This is a genomic window from Agromyces sp. NSFZ (assembly GCF_056156205.1).
Map to the genome: position 1 here is coordinate 1823885 of NZ_CM149585.1, position 23815 is coordinate 1847699.

The following is a 23815-nucleotide window of genomic DNA, read 5'->3' on the forward strand; positions in this document are numbered from 1 at the left end:
CGCTACAGCCTCCGCTCGTAGCTCGCCCACGCGATGTGCGACTCGTGGAGGGTGACCTCGATGGACGACAGGCGTTCGCCGGCCGATCCGAGCCGTCCGTCTCCGGCGCGCTCCGCGAGTCGGTCGGCGATGACCTGGCACATCCGCTCGGTCGTGGTGTTCATGCCGGCGAACTCCGGCTCGTCGTCCAGGTTGCGGTACGTCAGCGATCCGGTGATCTCGGCGAGGGCCTCCGCCGCCCGTCCGATGTCGATGACCACGCCATCGGCGTCGAGCTCGCTCGCACGGAACGACGCATCGACGATGAAGGTCGCCCCGTGCAGGCGCTGCGCCGGGCCGAAGGTCTCTCCCGTGAAGCTGTGGGCGACCATCATGTGGTCTCGTACGGTCACGGTGAAGGTCACGAGGCATCCGTCCAATCGATCGTGTGGCAGAGCGCTTTGCTCCGCCCGGTTGCGAGGTCGGCCATGACGGCGGGAAGGTCGCCCCACGGCGAGTCGCCCGTGAGCAGTGCGTCGAACGCCGGGTCCAGCAGGAGCTCGAGCGCCAGCGACAGCCGGTCGCGAGTGGTCCGCGTGCCTCGTCGGCGCCCGGCCACGGCACCCACCTGGCTCGAACGGATCGTCAGGCGGCGCGAGTGGAAGTCGGCGCCCAGTGCGAGGGTGACGGGCCGGTCGCCGTACCAGCTCGCCTCGATCACCTCGCCATCGGTCACGACGGACGCGAGCGCGAGCGCGAGGCCGGCCTCCGACCCGCTCGTGTTGATGACCACGTCCCGGCCGGAGGGCGCATCGCCGGGTTCGGCGAAGCCGACGCCGAGCCGATCGGCGACCGCTCGGCGCGACGCGTCCACGTCGACGAGCGCCACGTCGAGGCCGGGGATGCCGCGAGCCAGTCGTGCGATGCAGCATCCGATCATGCCCGCACCCACGACCGTGATCCGGTCTCCGATCAGGGGAGCGGCATCCCACAGCACGTTGACCGCGGTCTCGACCGCCCCGGCGAGCACCGCGCGCCTGGCGGGCACTCCGCGCGGGACGGGCACCACGGCATCAGCGGGCACGACGAATGCGGACTGGTGGGGGTGGAGCGTGAAGACCGTGCGCCCGCGGAGCGCGTCGGGCCCCTGCTCGACGACCCCCACGTTGAGGTAGCCGTATTTCACCGGTCCGGGGAAGTCGCCCTCCTGGAACGGCGCGCGCATCCGGTCGTGCTCACTGCCGGGCACGCGACCGAGGAAGACCGAGGCCTCCGTGCCGCGGCTGATGCCCGTGTACCGCGTGCGCACGAGCACCTCGCCGTCGCCGGCGGTGGCGATCGGCTGCCGGCGCAGGCTCCCCGCACCCGGCTCGTCGATCCAGAACGCCACGGCATCAGGCATCGGTGCACCCCTTCGATGATGAACCATCCGGCCATCTCCTCCGTTACCCGAATATGCTCCGTGAGATGCTCCATGACAAGGACACGTGATGGCGGGCAATGCGGTTCACCTCGCGCCGATCGGATCGGCCGTACTCGGTGCGGCCGGCGTGTCGGCGATCTGGGTCGTCGACGGGTTGCCGACGATCGGCGCACTGGTGGCGCTCGCGTACCTGACGGTGAGCACCGTCCTCCTGCTCGATGCGCTGCGACGCCGGGACGCCGCCCGCTTCGGCTGGGCGAACGTCGTCACCGCGACCCGATCGGCCGTCGTCGCGGTCATCACGGGACTGGTCGCCGCCTCGCTCGTCGAGCCGATCCCGGTTCCGCTCCTGATCGCCCTCACCGTCCCGGCGCTCGTGCTGGACGCCGTGGACGGCTGGGTCGCGCGACGTACGGGCAGCGCAACCGAGCTCGGCGCCCGTTTCGACATGGAAGTGGATGCGTTCCTCCTCCTCGTGCTCAGCGCATACGTGGCGCAGACGCTCGGTCCGTGGGTGCTGGCGATCGGCCTCATGCGCTACGTCTTCGTCGCGGCGGGATGGATGCTGCCCCCGCTACGTCTGCAGCTCCCGCCCCGGTACTGGCGGAAGGTCGTGACGGCCGTTCAGGGGATCGCCCTGACCGTTGCGGCATCCGGCATCCTGCCGGAACTCGCCGGCGTGCTCGTGGGAGTCGCACTCGCCCTGCTCGTCGAGTCGTTCGGCCGGGACGTGGCGTGGCTGGCGCAGCGAAGCCGCTCCCGGCGAGCCGAGCTGGATGCGGCGCGATGATGCACCGGCCGGCTCGCATCGGGAGGACGTGCGGTCACGCCGTCCGCGGAGTGCGGGCTGCGACCAGCGTGGCGATGGCCAGCACCACGACGCCGATCGACTCGATGATGACCGACTCCGTGACGAGGGTGAAGCTCCAGGTCTCGGTGATGCCGAACAACCCGACGGTCAGGGCCAGCAGGAGGGCCACGAGCGTCGCGAGGACGAAGAGCACACTCAGGATGCCGGTGATGACCAGGAGTCGTCCGCGCAGGAGGAGCATCCCGATCGCCAGCACGACGCCCGCGATCGCATTCAACACGAAGAGCACGCCGAGCACGCCGCCGACGCCGTCGAAGACGAGGAAGAGATGGATTCCGCCGACCGCGAGGAGGACGATGGCGCTGAGGATGCGCATCACCGTCAGGACGGTCCGACTGCTGGTTCCGGTCATGTTCTCGTTCATGTTCCTGCCCGCTTCCGATCGTGGCCTCCGGCGGAGACGCTAGCAGTGACACTAGACGGCGTGGGAAAGAGTTCACACATCCGGCAGCACCAGGTGCGTGGAAGGGTCGCACTGGTGATCGCGATCCTGCTCCTCGTCGTGGTTCCGCTCGTGCCGGCAGTGCTCGTCGACGGCTCGCCGGCGCCACTCGTCGGGCTACCCGTGGAGTCGATCGTCGTGGTTCTGCTCGTCGGCCTGATTCCGTGGCGATCTGCTCGCCGCGTCGTCGCGGCCGTCTACGGAGCGACCGTCGTCATCGCGGTCGTCCTCGCTGCGATCGACGCCGGATACCGGTCGGTGCTCGACATCCCCTTCGATCCGCTCGATTGGCAGCAGTTGGGCGATGCGTTCGGAGTCCTCCAGGGCTCGATCGGCGGTGTCGCCGCGAACGGGCTGGTCGTGCTCCTCGCTGCCGTCGCCGCCGGGGCGACCGTCGCGCTCACCTGGGCTGCACTCCGGGTGGGCGCTTCCGTCGAGCCGGATCGCCCGCACGGAACGATCGCGATCGCCACGGTCACCGCGGTGTGGATGATCGCGGCCGTGACGGGCTCGAGCCTGCCCGCGGGTCAGCCGGTCGCGGCGGCCGCCTCCCTCCGCTCTATCAACGCGTCGGCGTCCCACGCCGTGGCCGGAGTGGCGGCACTGGCCGACCTGTCGCACCGGATCGCGACCGACCCGTACCGTGACACGCCCGGTTCCGAGCTGCTGGCCTCGCTGAGGGGCAAGGACGTCGTCTTCGCCTTCATCGAGAGCTACGGCAGGGTGGCCGTGGAAGCCACTGGATTCTCGACGGACGTGCGACAGGTGCTGCGCGACGGTGAGGCACAGCTCCGCGCCGACGGCTATGCGTCGCAGAGCGCCTTCCTCACCTCTCCGACGTTCGGTGGCCTCAGCTGGCTCGCGCACTCGACCCTCCAGACGGGGCTGTGGATCGACCGGCAGCCGCTCTACAGCAAGGTGATCAGGAGTGATCGGTTCACGCTGAGCCGGGCATTCGGCGAGGCCGGTTGGCGCACGGTCAGCGTCATCCCGTCGAACACCGAACCGTGGCCGTTCGGCACCACCTTCTACCGCTGGGACACCCTCCTCGACGCGAACGACGTCGGCTATCGCGGGCCGACCTTCGGGTATGCGCGCATCCCCGACCAGTACACCTGGAAGTACTTCGCCGACCACGAGCTCGCTGGGGACCACCGACCGGTCATGGCCGAGATCGACCTCGTCTCGTCGCATACGCCGTGGGCGCCGCTCCCGCGGCTCGTGCCGTGGTCGGACGTCGGCGACGGTTCCGTCTTCGACGCCCAGCCCGCGCAGGGAGCGTCGGCGACCGACGTCTGGCGGGATCCGACGCGCGTGCAGGAGGCCTACGCCGAGTCGATCCGGTACTCGCTCGGTGCGATGTTCGCCTTCCTGCACGAAGTCGACGACCCGGACCTCGTGCTGGTCGTGCTCGGCGACCACCAGCCGGCGACGATCGTGAGCGGTCAGGGCGCCGGCCACGACGTGCCGATCAGCATCATCTCGAAGGACCCGGCCGTCTTCACGCCGATCGAGGAATGGCGGTGGCAGGAGGGTCTGCTGCCGACACCCGAAGCGCCCGTCTGGCCGATGAGCTCGTTCCGCGATCGATTCCTCGACGCGTACGGCGCTCAGCGCCGCACGCGGTAGCGCAGGTGCACGACGCCGCGTTCGCCCTCGAGCACCCGGACCCGCTCGAGTTCGCGTGGATCGGTGCCGAGGTGCTCGAAGAGCGGCCGGCCCGCGCCCATGAGGATCGGCACGACGTGGACCTGGATCTCGTCGAGCACCCCAGCTCGCAGCGCCCGCTGGGCCACGCCGGCTCCATGCACGAGCACGTTCTTCTCGCCTGCGGCGCGCTTGGCGTCGCTCATCGCGGCCGGCAGGTCCGGGGTATAGCGCACATTCGGCCAATCGGCCGCCCAGCCAGGCGCCGGATGACGACTCAGGATGAAGATCGGCACGCCATCGTGATGGTCGCCGCCCCAACCGCCCGCCGGCTCGAAGGTGCCGCGACCGGCGACCACGGCACCCGTCGACATGAACTCGTCGTACATCTGGCGGTTCACGCCCGTCAGCCGCGCCTCGGCCGCCGCGAAGTCGCCCCCTTCGGCATCGGGGAACACCCAGTCGTGCAGCCGTTCACCACCATCGCCGAGCCCGTTGCCAGGGCCTTCGTTCGGTCCGGCGATGAAGCCGTCGAGCGACATCGACATGTACAGCACCGTTGCCGCCACCTGCTGCCCCTTCGGCTCAGGACCGCCCGTTCTGACCTCGTCCATGTCGAACAGAGGCGTTCGAATGACGGATGACTCTACCAAGGGTGACGGGTCGCCGTCGAGGTCGCGGTCGCGGTCCCGGTCGCGGAAGAATGGCCCGATGGCGACCGACCGGATCCCGAAGCGCCGACTCGCGGCCGCCCTGCTCGTGCTGGCCGTCATCGCTGCCGGGCTGACGGTGCACCTGCTGCTTCCCGACACCACGGCGACGGATGTCGCGGGGGACGCGCTCTACGCCGCGGCGGTGTACCTCGTCGTCGTCATCGTGGCGCCGGGCCTGCCGCCGCTCGCGGTGGGCGCGATCACCGCGGGATGGTGCGTCGCGGTCGAGTTGTTCCAGCTCACGGGCATCCCGTTCGCGCTCGGCTCGGCGTTCGCGCCGTCGACGCTCGTGCTGGGTACGGTGTTCGACACGCGCGACCTGCTGGTCTACGTCATCACGGCATTCGGCATGAGCGGGGTGGATGCCGCGTCCCGCGTGATGCTCGGAAGGAGTCGAGTGGCCCGGGCGGCCTCCTCCCGCATGCCGGAGACGCCGACCGGTTCCATCGATTGACAGCCCGCGACGCCCAGCCTGACAATGTGCGTGACGCGAAGGCCCGGATGCCGCTCGCAGCTCAGCGTGGCGGACCTCGCCGTATACGGGGGAGCACCACCATGACGCAGCACAGTCTCAGGGCGTCGAGTCCTTCCTCGTGGCCGCAGCTCTTGCGGTACGCGCACAAGGAGGGAACCGGTCATGCGATCCCCACGATCGAAACTGACGTACTTCTTGCTCTCGCTGGTCCTGCTCGGCGCGGTCGGCGCAACGGCGGCGCAGAGCAGTGCGGCGAGACCTGAGGCGGAGCCTGCGGCCACCCCCATCCAGCCCGCCGAGCCGGGCGACAACAAGGTCACGAAGAAGCTCCTCGGCGACCTCACCGCAAGCGGGCTGGAGGTGAGCCGGGGCTATCCCCGTCTGTGGGCGATGGACGACTGCGACGAGGGATACCCGGTCACATTCAACTGCTATGGCAACAACCCCGCGTCGCCGTACATCGTGTCGGCGGTCAAGCCGTGGCCCGAGGAGTACGTCGACCCCGCGGCATCCGACGCCTTCGGCTCCACCCGTCCCGGGTACAGCACGACGTACCGGATGGACCCGCGCGAGGCGATCGTGGTCTTCGGCACCATGCCGCCCCGGGGGAAGTACATGGGCCTGCAGTCCTACGTGTTCACGCACGAATGGATCGTTCCCGAAGGTGCACCGGGTCATCCCTACGGCTACCCGTGGGTGCGCGACGCCGCACAGGGGGGCCGCGACAGGTTCGCCCATTCGCCGATGGCCGGATACCTCTTCTCGACGCTGCCCCGGAACCCCGAACGCGTGCAGAGCTTCTCCAGCGTCGGCAACAGCATCAATAACGTGGTCATGGACGGCGACCAGTCGGGTGCGTCGTTCGGCCAGTTGCGGTATTTCGTGATCACGCCCGACCGGGTGATGGAGGAGAAGGTCCGCGCGGCGCTCGGGCAATTGGGAGTCTCGCAGGAGGCGGTGTTCACCGAACCGATCCCCTCCAGCTTCGCCGGCATCCCGCTCGGCCCGCTCGGGCTGGAAGCGGAAGCCCTCGACTTCATGCACGGTCTCCGTTACGCGATGCCCGAGGACCCGCACGCCGCCCAGGCATGGCGGTCGAAGCTGCCGTTGACGGTGCTGCGGGTCAGGGAGGCCCCATCCTCCGATCGGCCGGCCGAGCCGTTCGGCGATCTCCCGCGCGACGCGCGCCTGGCCGAGGACGAGGCCGGCCTGCAGGGCGATCTCCGCAGCCTCGCGGCGGCGGTCGTCACCCGCGCCACGCAGGGGCCGTGGAACCTCAGCCCGCTGCCGGCCCCGTCCATGGGCGAGCCCCCGGTGATGGGAAACGTCGAGAACTGGCTCGGGCACTTCGGTCCTCGTTGCCGCACGATCGGGGAGAACTGCCTCGGTGACGGCCAGGACGCGAGCTACTTCTTCATGCCACCGCAGCCGATCGACTCGGGTCAGGTCTACGCCATCGTCGGCACCCTCGGTACGCAGACCGGCAATGCGACCTACAACGGGCTGTCCGTCAACGACGCGTCGCTCCTCAAGGGCGTGGCCAACGTGCCCGACCACGACGAGGAATCACCGGAGAGCGACCTCGCCGGTTCTGCCGCTGCATACGCTGGTGCCGTGGCGAACCACGACAAGTTCTTCGTGCACTTCTTCACCAGGGACTGCGACGCCATCGAGGGCCTGACCGACGGAGCCTGCACCACGATCACCGAGACCATGGTCCCGCCGATGACCGACGTGTCCGCCCCAGGTGATCCGCACCTGCACGGCTTCTTCACCGCGGGCCTTCGCTCGTACGTCAAGCCCGGCACGGCTCGCGGACCGATCACGGTGTACGGCCCGGACCCGGTCACCGGTGAGCCGGTCTACGAGAGCGGTCAGCTGCCACCGACGGTTCTCTCGTTCACGACCGCTGCCAACTAAGCTGGAACCGATGTGCGGCTAACTGAAGACTACGCGGTAGTCTTCAGTTAGAATGCGGGAGCATGACCACTTCGCGAGGGCCGTGGCCGGCCGTCGGCACCGAGCCCCGGCCGTGGCATCGGGGCGAGTCGGCCGTTGCGTCGCGTCGGCAGCTCCGCACGGCCGTGGGGGAGTACCGTGCCGCCGTCGTGCCGGCCATCGCCGACCGGGAGGTGGTCCTCCGTGCCGAGACCCTCGCGGCAGCCGACGACGCCAGCAAGGAGCTGACCCGATTCGACGCCGAGGCCGGCTCGTTCGCGGCGCCGTTCGCGGCGATCCTGCTGCGCACCGAGAGCGCGTCGAGCTCCGAGGTCGAGCACCTCACCGCGAGCGCCAAGCAGGTCGCGCTCGCCGAGCTCGACCGGTCCGACTCGCCCAACGCCCAGCTGGTCGTGGCGAACGTGCGCGCCATGCAGGCGGCGATCGCGCTCGCCGACCGCCTCGACGAACAGGCGATCATCGCCATGCATGAGGCCCTGCTCGAGGCATCCGCCCCGCACTTCGTCGGCGGATGGCGCGACCAGCAGGTCTGGATCGGCGGCGGCTCGTTCTCGCCGCATCACGCGGCCTTCGTGCCGCCGCATCACGACCGCGTGCCGACGCTCATGGCCGACCTCGTGCGGTTCGCCGCCCGCACCGACGTACCCGCACTCGCCCATGCGGCGATCGCCCACGCGCAGTTCGAGACGATCCACCCGTTCCCCGACGGCAACGGCCGCACCGGACGGGCCCTGCTGCACGGGATGCTCCGCGCCGCCGACGTCACCCGGAACGTCGCGGTGCCGGTTTCGGCCGGCCTGCTCGGGGACCTCGACGGCTACTTCCTCGCGCTCACCCGGTACCGCCAGGGCGATCCCGACGTCATCGTGGAGGCCGTGGCCGAGGCGGCCTTCCGGGCGGTCGCGAACGGTCGGGCGCTCGTGCGCGAGTTGCAGGAGATCGCGATGGCGTGGGATTCGCTCGTTCGAGCGCGATCGGATGCCTCCGTGCACCGCGTCAAGGCGCACCTGCTGCAGCATCCGGTGGTGACGGCCGCCTCGGTGGCCACCGCGACCGGGGTGAGCGAGGTGGCGGCGCAGACGTCGATCGACAAGCTCGCCGCGGCCGGAGTGCTCACCAAGGTGGCCGGCGGAGCGCGATACCGCATCTGGCAGGCCACCGAGGTGCTCGCCGCGCTCGACGCCTTCGCCGCGCGCGCCCGCCGCGCCCGATGGTGAGTCGCGGGAGAATCGCCCTGTGGGATTCACGCGCGCCGAGTTGGAGTCGTATCGCGATGCGAGCGTCGACGATCTCATGCCGGAGCATCCGAAGCTCGTCTTCGTCGGCATCAATCCCGGACTCTGGACGGCCGCCACGAACACCCCCTTCGCGCATCCCGGAAACCGGTTCTATCCCGCGCTCGCCGCGGCCGGCATCATCCCGCGCCTGCCCGACTTCGCGAACGGCCTCTCCGACGACGACCGGCGGATGTTCCTCGACGCGGGCATCGGCATCTCGAACCTCGTGAACCGGGCCACCGTGCGCGCCGACGAACTCTCCCGCGAGGAGCTGCGGGCGGGCGCGGTTCGACTCGTGGATGCCGTGGCCACGTGGCGCCCGTCGGTCGTCGCCGTCGTCGGGCTCACCGCGTACCGCCACGGCTTCGACCGCCCCAAGGCGAGCGCCGGGCGGCAGGAGGAACGTCTCGGGGGGGCCGAGCTGTGGGTGGTGCCGAACCCGAGCGGCCTGAACGCGCATGCCACGGTCGCCGACCTTGCACGGGCCTACGCCGAGCCGGCGAAGGCCGCGGGGATTCCGCTGCGATCCGGCTGACCGGTGGCGATCCGGGCGCGGAGCGGGCACGGCGGCGCCCGGCACGGGAGAATGGAGCATGCTGCCCCGGCGGGTACGACGGATGATCGCGAGTGCCTCGCACGCGCGATGGTTCGGTGCGATCGGCCCCACGATCCTGCCGATGCTCGAGCGCGGGTACCGTGCCGTCACCCGGCGCTCCGGACCGATCAGCGAGCTGGCCGTGCCGTCGCTCGTGCTGCACACCGTCGGCGCACGCACGGGGCAGCCGCGCCGGGCCGAGCTCATCTGCGCTCCGGATGCCTCGGGCCGCGCCATCTTCGTGGCCGGCAGCAGTTTCGCGCGGCCGCGGCATCCGGGATGGACGTACAACCTCATCGCCCACCCGGTGGCCGAGATCGAGCGAGGCCGACGACGCACGGCGGTCTCGGCCACGCTCCTGTCGGGCGTCGACCGGGAGGGCGCGTGGCTACGACTCGACGACGTGCTGCCCGGGTACCGGCGCTACGAGCGTGCCGCCGGGCGCGAGTTCCGGGTCTTCCGGCTCGACCCGGTCGAGTGATCGGCGGGCATCACGCTCTGCCATGCTGTTCGAGTGAACAGGTCCGTGACCGTGGTCGAGCGCGTGCGGCCTGCTCTCGCCCGACTCGCCACATGGCCATGGCTCGAGGTCGTGCTGATTCCGGTGCTCGCCCTCGCCGCGCCCCTGCCGGCCCCGATCGTGAGGAACCAGAACCAGTACCTCGCGCACGTGCTGGCCGACCGCGGCACGCCGCTCGACGAGGACTGGTTCGTCGGCACCGTCGACCCCTACCCGTTCTTCACCGCCGTGACCTCGACGGTGTTCGACCTCTCCGGCCTCGACGGGATCAGGGTCATGGCGTGGGCGGCCACGGTGGTCTGGCTGACGGGTGTCTACGGGCTCGCCCGCGTACTGGCCGCGCCGGCGCGCGGGCGAACGGTCGCCGTCGCGGCGACCATCGTGGTCGCCGCGACGATCGCGCCGATCCTGTCGAAGCTGCCCGTCCCGTGGGTGGATCGGTTCTCGGCGTTCAGCGGGTTCGCCGGCCAGTACCTCGGCGGATACCTCCAACCGAGCGTGTTCGGATGTCTCCTCCTCTCCGCCTTCCCGCTCTGGCTCGTCGCCCGGCGCGCTCCGGCGGGCTCACGCCTGAGGCCGGCGATGGCCGCGGCCGGTCTCACGGCGCTCGGCTGCATGCTGCATCCGACCTATCTCGTCGCAGTGGCGATCGGGCTCGTCGCCGCCCTGCTCGCGGACCTGTGGCAGCGCGACGCGTCACGGGTCGGATGGTATGCACTCATCGGGCTCGGGATCCTCGCCCCAGCGCTCGCGGCCAACCCGTCGCTGCTCGCCATCGGCGGGGCCTCCGTCGGATCCTCCGAGGCGATGCAGCGCTTCGCCTTCGAGCGCATCCCGCACCACACGCTCTGGACGAACTGGCCGAGGAGCGACCTGATGTACCTCCTCCTGATCGTGTTCGCCGCATGGCTGCTGTGGCGGCGCGGCGGCGTCCATGCCTGGCTCGCCCGCTGGCTCAGCGTCGGCCTCGCGCTCGCGCTGGCGGCAGCCCTTGTCGTCGACCTCACCAGGTCGGCGACGCTGGCGCTCCTCTTCCCGTGGCGGATCAGCGTGATCCTCGTGCCGATCGCCGCAACAGCGCTGGCGACCGAGGCGATCATCGCCGTCAGGAGTGCGCTCAGCAGGTCGGGGCCGGTGCGGTCTGCCGAGCGCGCCCGGTCGATCGGTCCGTCCGTCGCGGCTGCCGCAGCCCTCGTGCTTGCGGTCGTCGGATTCCTCGCCACCTCGCGCTCCGTTCCGCCGACCGTGTCGGACGATGCGGTCGCGCTCGTGCGGACCTCGGAGGTGGCCGGCGTCGGAATCATCCCGTTGGTCGAGGAGAACGTCCGTCTGAACGCCGTGACGCCGATCTACGTCGACTGGAAGTCGCCGCCCTACGCGAGTACGGATCTGGTCGAGTGGTGGACCCGAGTCGACCAGGTCCGTGCGTTCGAGCGTGACGCCGAAGCCTTCTGTCGCACCGAGTGGCATCAGCGGATCGACTGGATCCTCATGCCGGCAGGCAGCGCGGTGCCCTCGTGTGCAGCCGATTGGGCGATCGCCGCGGAACGGGGCGAGTGGTCGATCCTACGCCGCCCGTGAGCTCGACCCGAGCCGCTTCGCGATGCTGCTGACCGCGGCCCGGCCCGCTCGGTTCGCTCCGATCGTCGACGACGAGGGGCCGTAGCCGACGAGGTGCACGCGCGGTTCGGCGGCGACCTGGGTGCCGTCCATCACGATGCCGCCGCCGGGCGCCCGCAGGTGCAACGGTGCGAGGTGGTCGAGCGCGGCGCGGAATCCCGTCGCCCACAGGATGACCTCGGCCCGAAGGAACGAGCCGTCGGCCAGGCGCACGCCGTGGGGTTCGATCGCGGTGAACATCGGATGCCGCTCGAGCGCGCCGCGCGCCGCCGCGGCACGCAGTGCCGGCGTCCGGATGAGCCCCGTCACCGAGACGACGCTCTGCGGCGGCAGCCCCTGGCGCACCCGCTCCTCGACGAGGGCGACGGCGTCGTGACCTGCGCGGTGGTCGAAGTCGTCGTCGCGCCACACCGGCTCGCGCCGGGTGAACCAGGTCGTGGAGGTCACCTTCGAGATCTCGTCGAGGAACTGCACCGCCGAGATGCCGCCGCCCACTACGACGACGTGCTTGCCGGCGAATTCGCCGGCCGCGACGTAGTCCTTGGTGTGCAACTGCCGACCGAGGAACGTGGACCGGCCCGGGTAGACCGGCCAGAACGGGCGAGTCCACGTGCCGGTCGCGTTGATGACGGCGCGGGTCGACCAGGCCCCGGCGGAGGACTCGACGAGGAGCCGCCCGTTCGGGTCGGCGTCCTCCCGGCGTACGGCCGACACCGTGACGGGCCGGAGGACCGGCAGGGCGAGCTCCCGCTCGTAGTCGCCGAAGTACCTGGTGAGGAACGACGAGCTCGGCTCGCCGGGATCGACGTCGGGCTGCGCGATGCCCGGCAGGTCGCTGATGCCGTTCACGGTCGCCATCCGCAGGCTCTGCCACCGGTGCCGCCAGGCGCCGCCCGCCCCCCGCTCGGCGTCGAGCACGACGTATGTGCCGGCGGCGAGACCGGAGTCGGCCGACGGGGCCGCGCCCGCGGCATCCGTCGCCGGCACGAAGCCCCGACGCCGCAGGTGGTACGCGGCCGAGAGTCCGGCCTGGCCTGCGCCGATGACGACCACGTCGACCGTGCGAACCGTCGCGGTCGCGTGGTGCGGGGCGAGGGCGCGCGGCAGGGTGTCGGTCACGACACGGTGCAACGCCCGAGGCCGGCGGAGGCTTCCCGAGCGGGCACGGATGCCCCCGCTACGGATGCCCCGAGCCGGCCACTGCGGCGATGATCGCACCGATCGCCGTGAGCACGATGATGGCGAGCAGGCCATAGCGCCTCACCTGCACGGCGAGGAGCGCGACCGAGAGCCGTCGGCGCGGGCGCCGCCGACGGCTTCGTGCTGGACGCTCGGTCAGTTCGCACCCGGGACGATGAGTCCCTGCGTCGCGGTGCGCGCACGCTCGAAGCGGGACGCGACATCCGACCAGTTCGCGATGTTCCAGAACGCCTTCACGTAGTCGGCGCGCACGTTCTTGTAGTCGAGGTAGTACGCGTGCTCCCACACGTCGAGCTGCAGCAGCGGGGTCACGCCGAGCGGTGCGTTGCCCTGCTGGTCGAACAGCTGGAAGACCACGGGGCGAGCGCCGATCGAGTCCCACGCGAGCACCGCCCAGCCCGAGCCCTGCACGCCGAGGGCCGTGGCGGTGAAGTGCGCCTGGAACTTCTCGAACGACCCGAACGCGTCGTCGATCGCCGCGGCCAGCTCGCCCTGCGGCTCGCCGCCGCCCTCGGGCGAGAGGTTCTGCCAGAACACGCTGTGGTTCACGTGCCCGCCGAGGTTGAAGGCGAGGTCCTTCTCGAGCTTGTTCACATTGGCGAGGTTGCCGGACTCCCGCGCCTCGGCGAGCTGCTCGAGCGCGGTGTTGGCGCCGGTCACGTACGCCTGGTGGTGCTTGGAGTGGTGCAGCTCCATGATGGTCGCCGAGATGTGCGGCTCGAGTGCGGCGTAGTCGTACGGCAGGTCGGGGAGGGTGTACGCGGTCATGGTGATCGTTCCTTTCGGGGTGGTGGAGTGGTCAGAGGTCGGGGACGCCGGGGTCGAACGCGTGGAACCTGCGGTCATGGTAGAGCAGCGGGTCGCCCGGCTGTCCGGGGACCACGTCGAGCACCTCGGCCACGACGAGCGAGGAGCTGCCGACCGCGACGACGTGCAGCGCCCGGCAGCGGAACGCCGCGCGGGCATCGGGCAGCAGCGGTTCACCGGTCGGGAGCGTCGTCCAGCCCTGCTCGGCGGTGAAGCGCGGGGCTCCCGAATGAGCGAATGCCCTCGCGAGGTCGGCGTGCCGATCGGCGAGGAAGTGCACGAGCATGGTGTCGGCCGAGAGGAGACCGCCCGCCGAGCCGGTGGCGCGCGTGACCGAGAACGAGACCGTGGGCGGGTCGAGGGCGACGGATGCCACGCTCGACGCCGTGAGACCCACTGGACCCCTGGGCGTCGACGCGGTGATGAGCGTCACGGCCGCGGGGTGCAGGCGGAAGACGTGCTTGAGGGCCGCGGCGCGGGCGGCTTCGCCGTCGGCGCCGACCCGGGCCAGGACGTCGAGCGGCGCGTTCGCGTCATCGATGGTCGCCGCGGCATCCGTCGTGCCGTCGTCGCTCATTCGTGGCCGCCCTGGGGCGGCAGCGCGGCGATGAGCTCGTGATCGCGGGGGATGAGGCCGATCTTCGCAGCGCCGCCGGGCGAGCCCAGGTCGTCGAAGAACTCGACGTTGGCGCGGTAGTAGTCGGCCCACTCCTCGGGGAGGTCGTCCTCGTAGTAGATCGCCTCGACGGGGCACACGGGCTCGCATGCGCCGCAGTCGACGCACTCGTCGGGGTGGATGTAGAGCGAGCGTTCACCCTCGTAGATGCAGTCGACGGGGCACTCGTCGACGCAGGCCTTGTCCTTGACATCGACGCACGGCAGGGCGATCACGTAGGTCATCGGGGAACCACCGGAGTGAAGACGCGCATGTCCCCAACGTAAGACCTCAAGTATGCTTGAAGTCAAATCGGAGGTCACGGCATGACGCGTACGCGCACGGCCGCCACCGCGGCGGACACGGCGACGAGGCACGCCCCCGACGAGCTCATGACCATCGGCGAGATGAGCCGCCGCACGGGCGTCGCGGCATCCGCCCTGCGTTTCTACGAAGATCTCGGCCTCATCGCCTCGCTGCGCTCCGACGGCAACCAGCGCCGCTATCCGCGGCACATGCTCCGGCGCATCTCGCTCATCTCGGTGGCGAAGCGGCTCGGCATCCCGCTCACCGACGTGCAGGCCGTGTTCGCCCACGTGCCCCTCGACACGACGCCGAGCCACGAGGACTGGCAGCGCGCGTCCCGCCGGTGGAAGAAGCAGCTCGAGGAACGCCGGCTCGCCATCGAACGGCTCGAACGCGAGCTCACCGGATGCATCGGCTGCGGCTGCCTCTCGATGAAGGCGTGCGGCCTGCTGAACCCCGACGACGCCCTCGGCGAAGCGGGGGTCGGGCCGCAGCGGCTCGAGCCGTCGGCGTGACTCCATAGGCTGGAGCCATGCCTGCATCCACCGCCGACCCGCGTGCGGAACTCGTGGCCCTGTGCGAGCGCGGCCTCGACTGGTCGCTCACCATGCCACGGGTGCTTCCCGATGCCTCCAGCGCGCGACCGGCGGCGGTGCTCGTGCTCTTCGGGGTGCTCGACTCGGTGCCCGCGACGTCGAACGGACACGTGCCTCGCGACCTCGACGTGCTGCTGCTGCGGCGAGCGGCGACGCTCGGCAGCCACCCCGGGCAGATCGCCTTCCCGGGCGGCCGGCTCGAGGCATCCGACGACGGTCCGGTCGCGGCCGCGCTGCGCGAGGCCGCCGAGGAGACGGGCGTCGAGCCCGACGGCGTCGAGCCACTCGGGCTGCTGCCGCCGGTGCCCGTGCCCGTGAGCAATCACCTGGTCACCCCAGTGCCCGCGTGGTGGACGCGCCCGTCGGAGGTGGCGGCCGTCGACCACGACGAGTCCGTCGAGGTGTTCCGGGTGCCCGTCGGCGACCTGCTCGACCCCGCCAACCGGGGAAGCACCGCGCACACGTACGACGGACAGGTGTATCGGGGACCGGCCTTCACCGTCGACGGACGCATCATCTGGGGCTTCACCGCGATCGTGCTGGCCGGCATGTTCCGGGAGCTCGGCTGGTCGGAGCCGTGGGACGAGACGCGCCTCGTCGAATTGGAGCGCTGACGGCGCCGCTCAGCGCCGGCTGCGGCGGCGCCCCGGGAGTCGGCGACCGATGAGCAGGGCCGCCGCGCCGGCACCGGCCGCCGCGAGCGCCCAGCGCCGCGGATGGAGCGAATCAGGGCGGCGATCGGCCGAAAGCGACATGAGCTCGAGGTGCATCACCATCGCCCGCGTGACGGGATCGCGCGCGAACACGACCCGGAGCGGATTCGTGTCGTCGCCGAGGCCGAACGCCATGCGGAACACGTACGGGTCGTCGTGGTCGCCCGGACGCAGGTCGAATCCCCGGTAGAGCGGCGGGATCGGCGTGAGGAAGCGCAGGCGGAGTCGACCGCCGCGCACGAAGACCTCGAGGCCCGCGCCCATCATGGCCACCAGGCGCACGTCGCCGACCGGCCCACGCGCGCGGTACCAGCCGCAGAGGTCGCCCCACACCTCCGGATGCTGCGGAAGATCCGTTCGAATCGCCTCGGGTGGCGCGCCGAGCAGTTCGGCGAGCAGCCGATGCGTCTCGGCGGAGAGCCACTGCACCGCGTCGGCGGAACCGTTGGTGAACGCCATGACGCCGACGCCGTCCTGTGGCGCCACGAGGATGTGCGAGTCGAAGCCCGGGATGAGCCCCGCGTGCTCGACCGCCGCGTGGCCGCCCACGTCGACGCGGAAGAAGGAAAGGCCGATGCCAGGCAGGCGCGGATCCGAGCGGTACTGCGCGTCGAACATCATCGCCATGCTCGCCGCATCGAGCACTCGGCCATACGCGTTGCCACCGCCGCCCGTGAGCGCGGCGAGGTAGCAGGCCATGTCACGGGTGGTCGTGTACGCCGAAGCCGCCGCGGCGGTGACGTAGTCGCGTCTCGGCGCGGGCGATGGCCCCCGAGAGCCGATGGTGTATCCCGTGGCCAGTCTCGCGGCGTCGACCTCGAACCGGTCGAGCGTCGTGTCGGTCATGCCGAGCGGCTCGAACACGTGCTCGCGCAGGTACCGCGCGAGGGGTTGCCCGCTCACATCCTCGACGAGTTGCCCCAGGGCCGCGAAACCGTGATCCGAGTACCGGAACCGGGTGCCGGGCTCGACCTCGAGCCGAAGCTCGCCCCGGTACCACTCGGCCGGCGAGGGCAGCGGATGCCCCATCGGCACGCTCTGGGCGATGTCGCCGCGAACCGCCTCGATGCGGTGCGGTGCCGGGCTCACGCCCGCCGTGTGGGTGAGCAGGTGCCGCACGGTCGCCGGCGGCCATGCCGGATCGGCCGCAACGAGCCGGAAGGCGCGCAGGTACCGGTTCGCCGGCGCGTCCAGATCGATCCGGCCCTGTTCCCAGAGCTGCACGGCGGCGATCGCCGTGAACGTCTTCGTGATCGACGCGATGCGGAAGATCGTGTCCTCGGTGACGGGCGAACCGGTTCCGAGGTCGGCGACGCCGCGGCCGGCGAAGGACTCGAGCGATCCGTCGCGCACGACACCGATCGCGAGGCCTACGGCGGCGCGACGGTTCAGCAGTTCATCGATCCTCGTCGTGACCTCGCGTTCGTCGAGCATGTTCCCCTCCCTACTGCCGCACGTCCGACGTTCCTCGCGCCATCGAGGAAACGCAAGGGGGCGCGCGCCGACTGGTGGTCGGTTCGAGGGCGCCGTCCTAGGCTGAGGGGAGGGGCCCGGCGCCGCGCCGGACGGAAGGAGCGATCGACATGAGCATGCTTCTGGTACTGGCGGTGGCGATGCTCGTCGCGGCATCCGTGGTGGTCCTCGCCCTCGTGATCCCGCATCCCGCACGAGCTCACTGCGACACCATGGACGGCCCGACCGTCGCCGACGGCCGACGCGCACTCGAGTCGGGCAACGTGAACCACGCGCTCAAGTGGATCGGTGAGGCGCACGAAGCCGAGCTCACCAGGGCGTTCGAACTCGCCCGACGCGTTCGCGACCTCGGTGACGACGCCCGCGAGCTGGCCGACCAGTACTTCCTCGAGACGCTCGTGCGGCTGCACCGGGCCGGCGAGGGGGCGCCGTACGACGGCATCAAGCCCGCGGGCACGCCCATCGACGACGCCGTCATCGCGGCCGATCGCTGCGTGGCGACCGGAAGCATGGACCCGCTCGAGGGCCTGTTCTCGGAGGCCGAGCTGCAGGAGCTGCGCGAACGGTTCGACCGCGTGATCGCGACGAAGGACTTCGACGTCGACGACGTGGCCGCCGGCCGTCGGTTCATCGCGGCGTACGTCGACTTCTTCCACTTCGCCGAGGGCGAGGAGCACGGCCACGGCCACGGCGACGCCGACGGCGGCGCGCACGGGCACGGCGGTCACGAGCACGCCGCGCACCACGAGCATCACCACTGACGTGGCCGCCGACCTCGGTTGGCTCGTCGCACTCGTCGTGGTGGTCGCCGTCGTGATCGGTGCGCTGCTCGTCAACCGGCTCGTGATGTTCACGACGCTGGTGCGCTCCGATTCGATGCGCCCGACGCTCGAGTCGGGCGATCTGCTGCTCACGACCCGCGTGCATCGTCCCGAGCGGCTTCGCCGCGGGGACATCGTGGTGTTCCGTTCCCGCGAACGTGGGGGAATCCTCGTGAAGCGTCTCGTCGGGCTGCCCGGTGAGCGCGTCGACTTCGGCCCGAGTGGCGCCGTGCGGGTGAACGGCGAGCCGCTCAGCGAACCGTACGCGTCGGCGTCGGGAACCTACCGGGGCGCCTTCGAGGTGCCGGTGGGCAGGTTCTTCGTGCTCGGCGACCACCGCGGGGCATCCGACGACTCCCGGTCGTGGACCGACCCGTACGTCGACGGGCGAGACATCCGCGGGGTCGTGCGTTCCCGGCCGCTGCGCCGCTGGACTCGGCTCTCCAGACGTCCGACGGTGGACGCATGAATGCCCGGTCTTCAGCGGCATCACTGGTCGACGCGCACTCGGTGGACCTCGGCGCGAGTCGTGCCGATGCGTGGCCGGCCCTGTTGCGCATGATCGAGCGGGCGGGGCCGGGACCGTTCGCGCGATTCCTCGGATGCGTCGACACCGAGGCATCCGGCCCGCGTCCGCTCGCCATGGGTTCGACGGTGCCCGGATTCCACGTCGTCGCCGTCGATGCGCCCGGCGCGCTCGCGCTCGCGGGCCGGCACCGGTACTCCGACTACGAGCTGGTCTTCCGCCTCGACGACCTGGGCGCGAGCCGAAGCCGATTGCGCGCCGAGACGCGAGCGGTATTCCCGGGAATCGCCGGCCGGCTGTACCGCACGATGCTCGTCGGCACGGGCGCCCACGTGGTCGCCACGCGCCGGATGCTCGCCGTCGTGAAGCGCGACGCGGAGGCCGTGTCCGCCGCTCGTTGACACATGGCCCGGGTCGTCAGTCGAGCGCGGCGTCGGCGGCGTGCTCGGTGAACCGCAGCACGGCCTGCACCGGCTCGTGGTCGGATGCCGCGGCACCCTCGAAGCGCACGGCATTGATGCCCGTGCGCAGCACCTCGACCCCGGGCCCCGCGAGGATCAGGTCGATGCGCTTGCCGCCCACCCGTCGGCGACGGTAGTTCGAGAACGTGCCCCACTGCGGGCTGACCCGTTCGTGGGCGGCGTCCCACGCGTCGCGGAGCACGCCGTCGCCCTCGAGGCGGCGGTGCACGACCGATCCGGCGTCGGCGTTGAGGTCGCCCATCACGACGAACCCGGCCTCGTCGTCTGCGGCGTGCTCGGCCAGCACGAGGTCGTGGATCATGAGGGCGGCCGCGTTCCGGGACTTGCGGGAGACATGGTCGAAATGCGTGTTGAAGACGATGAGCCGACGTTCGGTCGCGAGGTCGGTGAAGTGCGCGGAGACGACGATGCGCGGCACGAGGTTGCCCCACGTGCGCGAGCCCGGGAGGTCGGGCGTCGCCGAGAGGGCGCGCTGGTGCCAGCGCGACAGCGTCATGCGCTGCGTGTCGTAGAAGATGGTGCAGCGCTCGCCCTCACCGGAGGCGTCGCGGCCGTGTCCCACCCACTCGTAGTGCGGTCCGAGCGACTCGGCGACGAAGTGCACCTGGTCGGCGAAGGCCTCCTGCACGCCGAGCACGGTCGGCTGCTCGGCCTCCAGGATGCGTCGGAGCAGCCACTTGCGGCGATCCCACCGATCGGGACTGCCGGCTCGGAGGTTCCGGAACCGTCGTCGGACGTTGTACGTCATCACGTGCACCTCGGGCGGGTCCACCGGACCGATGAGCACGGGGTCGTTCATTCGTCCAGCGTACGACCGCCCGGCGCCGTGAGCGCGACGAGGCACAGCTCGGGCTCGACGAAGGGGACGAGCTCTGCGCGGGCGCCGCCGCCGTGCCGCCGCATGAGCTGCTCGATGAGGCCCCGGTGCACCGAGCACACCACCTTCGGGTGGTCGCGGGCGGCATCGCGGAACGGGCACGCGCGCAGCCGGATGACGTCACCCGCGGGCTCCGGATCGAAGCCGAGGCGGTCGAGGACGTGCGCGAGCACGTCGCGGCCGTCGGCATCCCCGTCGGCCGGGCCGACGGCATCCGCACCGCCCGCGGCGGCCACGGCATCCGCCCACCGGCGCCCGGCCTCCACGGACTGCTCGCGCCCGTCGGGTCGCTCGGCGAGCGCCCGCGCGAGCACGTCGATGAGCTGTTCCCGGCTGTCGTCACCTGGGGTCGTCGCCGCGACGTAGCGGATGCGCGGCCGGCCGCGGCGAGGTTCGCCGCCGACCTGGCGGCGCACCAGGTGCGCGGCCTCGAGCTGGTCGAGGTGGAACCGCACGGTGGTCACGTGCAATCCGAGTCCGGCGGCGATGGTGAACGCGTCGATCGGCGAGGTCGAATCGGCGACGGCCTCGAGCACCCGGCGTCTCGTGCGCGAGGCGAGCACGGCGTGCACGTCGCCCGTCAGGGACTCACGGGGCATCCGACGGCTCCCGGAGGCTGATCGTCTCGAACTCGCTGCCCGAGCGGCCCTGCATGCGACGGCTGATCGAGCCCGCGATGCGCTCGGCCTGCACCTTCGCGAGTTCGGCCTTCTCGCCGCGGAACAGGTCGTCGACGGTGCGCACCCAGAGCTCCAGCCAGCGCGCGAAGTGGTCGGGGAGCAGGGGGTGCCTCGCGTTCAGTGCGAGGTGCACCCGCAGCGCATCGCGCCGGTAGAGGCCGGCGTTGAAGAGCACGGTCTCCCAGAAGTCGCACATGATCGGCAGGTGATGGTCGAGGTCCATCTTCGCGACGTCGGTGAAGATGGGGCCGATGAGCGGGTCGGCGAACGCTCGTCGGTAGAACTCGCCCACGAGGATGCCGATGTCGGCTCGGCCGTGCAGGTCCCCCGTCGTCATACTTCCACGCTAATCGATTAAAACGGATAGTGTTGCGGTTAACTCGATCTTGGACGGTGAGCGCGACGTGACCCTTCGGCGTGAGTCCCTCATCGAGCGCGATGCCCTCGCGCCCGACGGGGCGGCGATGACGACACCCGTCGAGCGGGTCGGCGTGCTCGGCTTCGCACTCGGCGTCGTGCTCATCATCGTCGGCGGACTCGTCGCCGCACTCACCGGTCCGCTCGAGCTGCCGAAGGGCAGCTGGGTCGCCGCCTACGTCGTGCTCGTCGCCGGGGTCGCACAGTGCTGCCTCGCGGTGCAGCATCGCGTGCTCCGGACCGCGGATGCCTCGGCCGCTCGCCTGTGTGCGACGCTCGCCGCCTGGAACCTCGGCAACCTGCTCGTCATCGTCGGCACGCTCACGGCGACGCCGCTCGTGGTCGATGCCGGAGGCATCCTCCTGCTCGCCGCGCTCGTCGCCGCGATGGCCGCGACGTGGTCGCACCGGGCACTCGCGCGTGCGGTGCTGTACCGGGTGGTGCTCGCCGCCCTCATCATCAGCATCCCGATCGGGCTGACCCTCGCCCACCTCCGAGCGGTGGGCTGACATGGGCCGACGCATCCATCACATCGCCATCGAGGACGACTGGGGCATGAGCCAGCTGCTCGGCCAGTACGAGGTCTCGACGCGCGGACGCTCGCTCGACGACGAGGGCTACCTCAGCGCGTGCGACGCCGCGAACGTGCAGCGCGTGCTCGACGATCGGTACGCCGACCTGCACCTTCCGGTGGTCGTGGTCGTGCTCGATGCGGATGCGCTCGTCGCGAGCGGCGTGCCCGTGGAGGCATCCGACGAGCACGGCGGGGTTCGGGTGTTCGGAGCGATCGAGTCGAACGATCCCGCGATCGTCATCGACGTCGTGCCGGCCGTCCGCGACGGCGAGCGCTGGCTGGCACCGACCCGACTCAGCGGACCGGAGGCATGAACCACGTGAATCAGGCGATCGACAGCGGTGACCCGATCGGAGCCCATGAGGATCGCCGCGTCATCCGACCGAAGATCCTGTACGTGGGGACGCCCGTGTTCCTCGTCGCGAGCGAGAACCCCGACGGCTCCGCCAACCTGGCGCCCGCGTCGTCGTACTGGGCGCTGGGGCAGATGCTCGTCCTCGGCCTCGAGACCGACGGCCAGACCATCGAGAACCTGCGGCGGCGGCCGCAGCTCACCGTGAACTTCCCATCCGGCTCGCACTGGGAGGCCGTCGAGCGCCTGGCGGCCCTCACCGCGCGTCATCCCGTGCCGCCGGCGAAGGCCGACCGATACCGCCACGAGCCCGAGAAGTTCGCGGCGGCAGGCCTCCATGCCGAGACATCCGACCTCGTGACGCCGCCGCGCGTCCGGGAGTGCGCGTTGCAGTTCGAGGCCGAGGTGCGCCGGATGACGCCGGGGTGGAGCGACGACTACTGGCTCGTCGAGGCGGAGGTCGTGCGCGTGCACGCCGCCCCCGGCATCGTCGCCGACGACGACCACGTCGACCCCCTCGCGTGGCAGCCGCTCATCTACAGCTTCAAGCACTACTTCGGGCTCGGCGACGAGCTCGGCTGGACGCGCTCGAGCCCCACCGCACCGCAACGGGCGGTGGCCGATGCCCGCTGAGTACGGCGGCGATGCCGTCTGCTGGCTCGGTCGCGTGTGCCCCGAGTGCGGTGCGATGAACGAGGGCGCGGCGGATGCCGCGAGCCGGCCGTGCTGGCATTGCGGCGCGGTGCCCGAGGCGCAGGAGCGCGACGATGCGTGACGTCGCGGAGCTGCTCGGCGTCGAGCGGCCGATCGTGCTCGGTCCGTTCGGGGGGCTCTCGTCGATCGAACTCACGGCCGCGGTCAGCGACCGCGGCGGACTCGGCTCGTACGGCCTCTACGGATACGACCCCGCGCGCATCCGCGAGACCGCCGCGGCGCTGCGGGCCGCCACCGGCCGGCCCTTCGCACTCAATCTCTGGGTGCCGCACGACGAGGTGGAGCAGGTGCCGGCCGACGAGTTCGAGCGGCATGTGCGCGCCCTCGAGCCGTTCTTCGACGAGCTCGGGCTGGAGCTGCCCGAGCGGCCCGACCGCTACCTCCCGACGTTCGAGGCGCAGGTCGAGGCGGTGCTCGAGGCGCGGCCGGCGGCGATGAGCTTCGTCTACGGGGTGCCGCCGCACGCGGTCGTCGACGCGGCGCACGAGCGGGGCATCCGCGTGATGGGCACCGCGACCACCGTCGACGAGGCGATCGCGCTCGAGCGCGGCGGCGTCGACGCCGTGGTGGCGACCGGAGCCGAGGCGGCCGGGCACCGCGTGTCCTGGCTGCGCCGCGCCGAGGACTCGCTCGTGGGGACGTTCGCCCTCGTGCCGCAGGTCGTCGACGCGGTCGGCGTGCCCGTGCTGGCGGCGGGCGGCATCGCCGATCGCCGAGGGGTGGCCGCCGCGTTCGCCCTCGGGGCGTCGGGCGTGGTGGTCGGCACGGCGTTCCTGCGCACGGAGCAGTCGGCCGCGAACGACGCGCACCGGCGGGCGATCACCGGGACGCCGGCGCACGGCACGGTGCTGACGCGTGCCATGAGCGGGCGTCTCGCACGCGGCGTCCCGAACCGTGCGGTCCGCACCATCGAGGCCGGCGGCGCGATCGCACCGTTCCCGGTGCAGAACTGGCTCACCGGGCGCTTCCGCGCCGAGGCCGGGCGACGCGGACTCGGCGAGCTGCAGTCGCTCTGGGTCGGGCAGGCCGCACCGCTCGCACGCGAGGCCGACGCCGACGCGGTCTTCGACGAGTTGGCGGCCGGCCTCCCGGCCTAGTCTG

30 protein-coding genes are annotated in these 23815 nt (G+C 71.2%); 18 read left to right on the plus strand and 12 right to left on the minus strand.

Annotation, left to right across the window (positions count from 1 at the left end; all coding sequences use genetic code 11):
* Window positions 1-2 precede the first annotated feature (2 nt).
* Together ACVFI9_RS08615 and ACVFI9_RS08620 are read right to left on the minus strand one after the other, a co-directional pair.
* A complete protein-coding gene (locus ACVFI9_RS08615; RefSeq protein WP_474765780.1) occupies window positions 3-404 on the minus strand; it encodes a 6-pyruvoyl trahydropterin synthase family protein in 402 nt (133 codons plus the stop codon).
* A complete protein-coding gene (locus tag ACVFI9_RS08620; protein WP_474765782.1) occupies window positions 401-1381 on the minus strand; it encodes a zinc-dependent alcohol dehydrogenase in 981 nt (326 codons plus the stop codon). The genes ACVFI9_RS08615 and ACVFI9_RS08620 overlap by 4 nt, the downstream gene beginning before the upstream one ends.
* An 88-nt stretch (window positions 1382-1469) precedes the next feature.
* Between ACVFI9_RS08620 and ACVFI9_RS08625 the strand changes: the two genes are divergently transcribed.
* Window positions 1470-2192, plus strand: coding sequence for a CDP-alcohol phosphatidyltransferase family protein (locus ACVFI9_RS08625; RefSeq protein WP_474765783.1), 723 nt, complete (start codon window positions 1470-1472; stop codon window positions 2190-2192).
* Between the two features lie 34 nt (window positions 2193-2226).
* Here the strand turns inward: ACVFI9_RS08625 and ACVFI9_RS08630 are convergent, their stop codons facing one another.
* Window positions 2227-2625 carry a hypothetical protein gene (locus ACVFI9_RS08630; protein ID WP_474765784.1) on the minus strand — a complete coding sequence of 133 codons (399 nt, stop codon included), beginning with the start codon at window positions 2623-2625 and terminating at the stop codon, window positions 2227-2229.
* A gap of 72 nt (window positions 2626-2697) precedes the next feature.
* Between ACVFI9_RS08630 and ACVFI9_RS08635 the strand changes: the two genes are divergently transcribed.
* Window positions 2698-4344 (plus strand): LTA synthase family protein, encoded by a 1647-nt coding sequence (locus ACVFI9_RS08635; protein WP_474765786.1) that lies wholly within the window; start codon window positions 2698-2700, stop codon window positions 4342-4344.
* On the opposite strand, the gene ACVFI9_RS08640 is transcribed toward ACVFI9_RS08635, so the two are convergent.
* Complete coding sequence (locus ACVFI9_RS08640) at window positions 4326-4976, minus strand: dihydrofolate reductase family protein (RefSeq protein WP_474765788.1); 651 nt, start codon at window positions 4974-4976, stop codon at window positions 4326-4328. The two genes, ACVFI9_RS08635 and ACVFI9_RS08640, sit on opposite strands and share 19 nt — an antisense overlap.
* 97 nt (window positions 4977-5073) lie before the next feature.
* Between ACVFI9_RS08640 and ACVFI9_RS08645 the strand changes: the two genes are divergently transcribed.
* The 6 genes from ACVFI9_RS08645 (at window position 5074) to ACVFI9_RS08670 (ending at window position 11482) form a co-directional block, all read left to right on the plus strand.
* Entirely contained in the window at window positions 5074-5529 is a 456-nt protein-coding gene (locus ACVFI9_RS08645; protein ID WP_474765789.1) for a ribosomal maturation YjgA family protein, read from the plus strand.
* Window positions 5530-5712: 183 nt separating this feature from the next.
* Window positions 5713-7470 carry a hypothetical protein gene (locus ACVFI9_RS08650; RefSeq protein WP_474765791.1) on the plus strand — a complete coding sequence of 586 codons (1758 nt, stop codon included), beginning with the start codon at window positions 5713-5715 and terminating at the stop codon, window positions 7468-7470.
* Window positions 7471-7532: 62 nt separating this feature from the next.
* The gene (locus ACVFI9_RS08655) at window positions 7533-8726 is read left to right on the plus strand and encodes a Fic family protein (RefSeq protein ID WP_474765793.1); all 1194 of its coding nucleotides are present in this window, start codon (window positions 7533-7535) and stop codon (window positions 8724-8726) included.
* Window positions 8727-8745: 19 nt separating this feature from the next.
* The gene (locus ACVFI9_RS08660) at window positions 8746-9321 is read left to right on the plus strand and encodes a mismatch-specific DNA-glycosylase (RefSeq protein ID WP_474765794.1); all 576 of its coding nucleotides are present in this window, start codon (window positions 8746-8748) and stop codon (window positions 9319-9321) included.
* Window positions 9322-9403: 82 nt separating this feature from the next.
* Window positions 9404-9862: a nitroreductase family deazaflavin-dependent oxidoreductase gene (locus ACVFI9_RS08665; RefSeq protein WP_474765795.1), complete on the plus strand. Its 459-nt coding sequence runs from the start codon at window positions 9404-9406 to the stop codon at window positions 9860-9862.
* A gap of 33 nt (window positions 9863-9895) precedes the next feature.
* Window positions 9896-11482 carry a hypothetical protein gene (locus ACVFI9_RS08670; RefSeq protein ID WP_474765797.1) on the plus strand — a complete coding sequence of 529 codons (1587 nt, stop codon included), beginning with the start codon at window positions 9896-9898 and terminating at the stop codon, window positions 11480-11482.
* Here the strand turns inward: ACVFI9_RS08670 and ACVFI9_RS08675 are convergent.
* The 4 genes from ACVFI9_RS08675 to fdxA all read right to left on the minus strand — a co-directional run bounded on the left by ACVFI9_RS08675 (window position 11468) and on the right by fdxA (window position 14428).
* On the minus strand, window positions 11468-12628 hold the full coding sequence (locus tag ACVFI9_RS08675; protein ID WP_474766211.1) for an NAD(P)-binding domain-containing protein: 1161 nt from the start codon (window positions 12626-12628) through the stop codon (window positions 11468-11470). The two genes, ACVFI9_RS08670 and ACVFI9_RS08675, sit on opposite strands and share 15 nt — an antisense overlap.
* 228 nt (window positions 12629-12856) lie before the next feature.
* Complete coding sequence (locus ACVFI9_RS08680; protein ID WP_448004277.1) at window positions 12857-13489, minus strand: superoxide dismutase; 633 nt, start codon at window positions 13487-13489, stop codon at window positions 12857-12859.
* 31 nt (window positions 13490-13520) lie between these two features.
* Complete coding sequence (locus ACVFI9_RS08685) at window positions 13521-14105, minus strand: flavin reductase family protein (RefSeq protein ID WP_474765799.1); 585 nt, start codon at window positions 14103-14105, stop codon at window positions 13521-13523.
* Window positions 14102-14428 carry a ferredoxin gene (gene fdxA / locus ACVFI9_RS08690; RefSeq protein WP_474765801.1) on the minus strand — a complete coding sequence of 109 codons (327 nt, stop codon included), beginning with the start codon at window positions 14426-14428 and terminating at the stop codon, window positions 14102-14104. The genes ACVFI9_RS08685 and fdxA overlap by 4 nt, the downstream gene beginning before the upstream one ends.
* A gap of 81 nt (window positions 14429-14509) precedes the next feature.
* Here fdxA and soxR point away from each other — a divergent pair, with 81 nt between their 5' ends.
* Window positions 14510-15004 carry a redox-sensitive transcriptional activator SoxR gene (gene soxR / locus ACVFI9_RS08695; protein WP_474765803.1) on the plus strand — a complete coding sequence of 165 codons (495 nt, stop codon included), beginning with the start codon at window positions 14510-14512 and terminating at the stop codon, window positions 15002-15004.
* Window positions 15005-15021: 17 nt separating this feature from the next.
* On the plus strand, window positions 15022-15699 hold the full coding sequence (locus ACVFI9_RS08700) for an NUDIX hydrolase (protein WP_474765804.1): 678 nt from the start codon (window positions 15022-15024) through the stop codon (window positions 15697-15699).
* Window positions 15700-15708: 9 nt separating this feature from the next.
* Here ACVFI9_RS08700 and ACVFI9_RS08705 read toward each other — a convergent pair whose 3' ends face one another.
* A complete protein-coding gene (locus tag ACVFI9_RS08705; protein WP_474765805.1) occupies window positions 15709-17232 on the minus strand; it encodes a serine hydrolase domain-containing protein in 1524 nt (507 codons plus the stop codon).
* Window positions 17233-17381: 149 nt separating this feature from the next.
* Between ACVFI9_RS08705 and ACVFI9_RS08710 the strand changes: the two genes are divergently transcribed.
* From ACVFI9_RS08710 to ACVFI9_RS08720, 3 genes are read left to right on the plus strand one after another with little or no spacing between them, the layout of a single operon-like run.
* Window positions 17382-18032, plus strand: coding sequence for a DUF6448 family protein (locus ACVFI9_RS08710; protein WP_474765806.1), 651 nt, complete (start codon window positions 17382-17384; stop codon window positions 18030-18032).
* A gap of 1 nt (window position 18033) precedes the next feature.
* The gene (lepB, locus tag ACVFI9_RS08715; protein ID WP_474765807.1) at window positions 18034-18561 is read left to right on the plus strand and encodes a signal peptidase I; all 528 of its coding nucleotides are present in this window, start codon (window positions 18034-18036) and stop codon (window positions 18559-18561) included.
* The gene (locus tag ACVFI9_RS08720; protein WP_474765809.1) at window positions 18558-19019 is read left to right on the plus strand and encodes a hypothetical protein; all 462 of its coding nucleotides are present in this window, start codon (window positions 18558-18560) and stop codon (window positions 19017-19019) included. Before lepB ends, ACVFI9_RS08720 begins: the two co-directional genes overlap by 4 nt.
* A gap of 16 nt (window positions 19020-19035) precedes the next feature.
* Here ACVFI9_RS08720 and ACVFI9_RS08725 read toward each other — a convergent pair whose 3' ends face one another.
* Genes ACVFI9_RS08725 through ACVFI9_RS08735 form a run of 3 tightly spaced genes read right to left on the minus strand, consistent with a single transcriptional unit; the run spans window position 19036 to window position 20994 of the window.
* Window positions 19036-19899 (minus strand): endonuclease/exonuclease/phosphatase family protein, encoded by an 864-nt coding sequence (locus tag ACVFI9_RS08725; protein WP_474765810.1) that lies wholly within the window; start codon window positions 19897-19899, stop codon window positions 19036-19038.
* A complete protein-coding gene (locus ACVFI9_RS08730; RefSeq protein WP_474765812.1) occupies window positions 19896-20576 on the minus strand; it encodes a helix-turn-helix transcriptional regulator in 681 nt (226 codons plus the stop codon). The genes ACVFI9_RS08725 and ACVFI9_RS08730 overlap by 4 nt, the downstream gene beginning before the upstream one ends.
* Window positions 20566-20994, minus strand: a complete 429-nt coding sequence (locus ACVFI9_RS08735) for a group III truncated hemoglobin (RefSeq protein WP_474765813.1) — start codon at window positions 20992-20994, stop codon at window positions 20566-20568. The genes ACVFI9_RS08730 and ACVFI9_RS08735 overlap by 11 nt, the downstream gene beginning before the upstream one ends.
* A 67-nt stretch (window positions 20995-21061) precedes the next feature.
* Between ACVFI9_RS08735 and ACVFI9_RS08740 the strand changes: the two genes are divergently transcribed.
* From ACVFI9_RS08740 to ACVFI9_RS08760, 5 genes are read left to right on the plus strand one after another with little or no spacing between them, the layout of a single operon-like run.
* Window positions 21062-21583 (plus strand): hypothetical protein, encoded by a 522-nt coding sequence (locus ACVFI9_RS08740; protein ID WP_474765815.1) that lies wholly within the window; start codon window positions 21062-21064, stop codon window positions 21581-21583.
* 1 nt (window position 21584) lies between these two features.
* Window positions 21585-21962, plus strand: a complete 378-nt coding sequence (locus ACVFI9_RS08745) for a DUF952 domain-containing protein (protein ID WP_474765816.1) — start codon at window positions 21585-21587, stop codon at window positions 21960-21962.
* Window positions 21959-22633: a flavin reductase family protein gene (locus ACVFI9_RS08750; protein ID WP_474765817.1), complete on the plus strand. Its 675-nt coding sequence runs from the start codon at window positions 21959-21961 to the stop codon at window positions 22631-22633. The genes ACVFI9_RS08745 and ACVFI9_RS08750 overlap by 4 nt, the downstream gene beginning before the upstream one ends.
* Window positions 22623-22775 carry a hypothetical protein gene (locus tag ACVFI9_RS08755; protein WP_474765819.1) on the plus strand — a complete coding sequence of 51 codons (153 nt, stop codon included), beginning with the start codon at window positions 22623-22625 and terminating at the stop codon, window positions 22773-22775. Before ACVFI9_RS08750 ends, ACVFI9_RS08755 begins: the two co-directional genes overlap by 11 nt.
* On the plus strand, window positions 22768-23811 hold the full coding sequence (locus ACVFI9_RS08760; RefSeq protein WP_474765821.1) for an NAD(P)H-dependent flavin oxidoreductase: 1044 nt from the start codon (window positions 22768-22770) through the stop codon (window positions 23809-23811). Before ACVFI9_RS08755 ends, ACVFI9_RS08760 begins: the two co-directional genes overlap by 8 nt.
* Window positions 23812-23815: the final 4 nt, after the last annotated feature.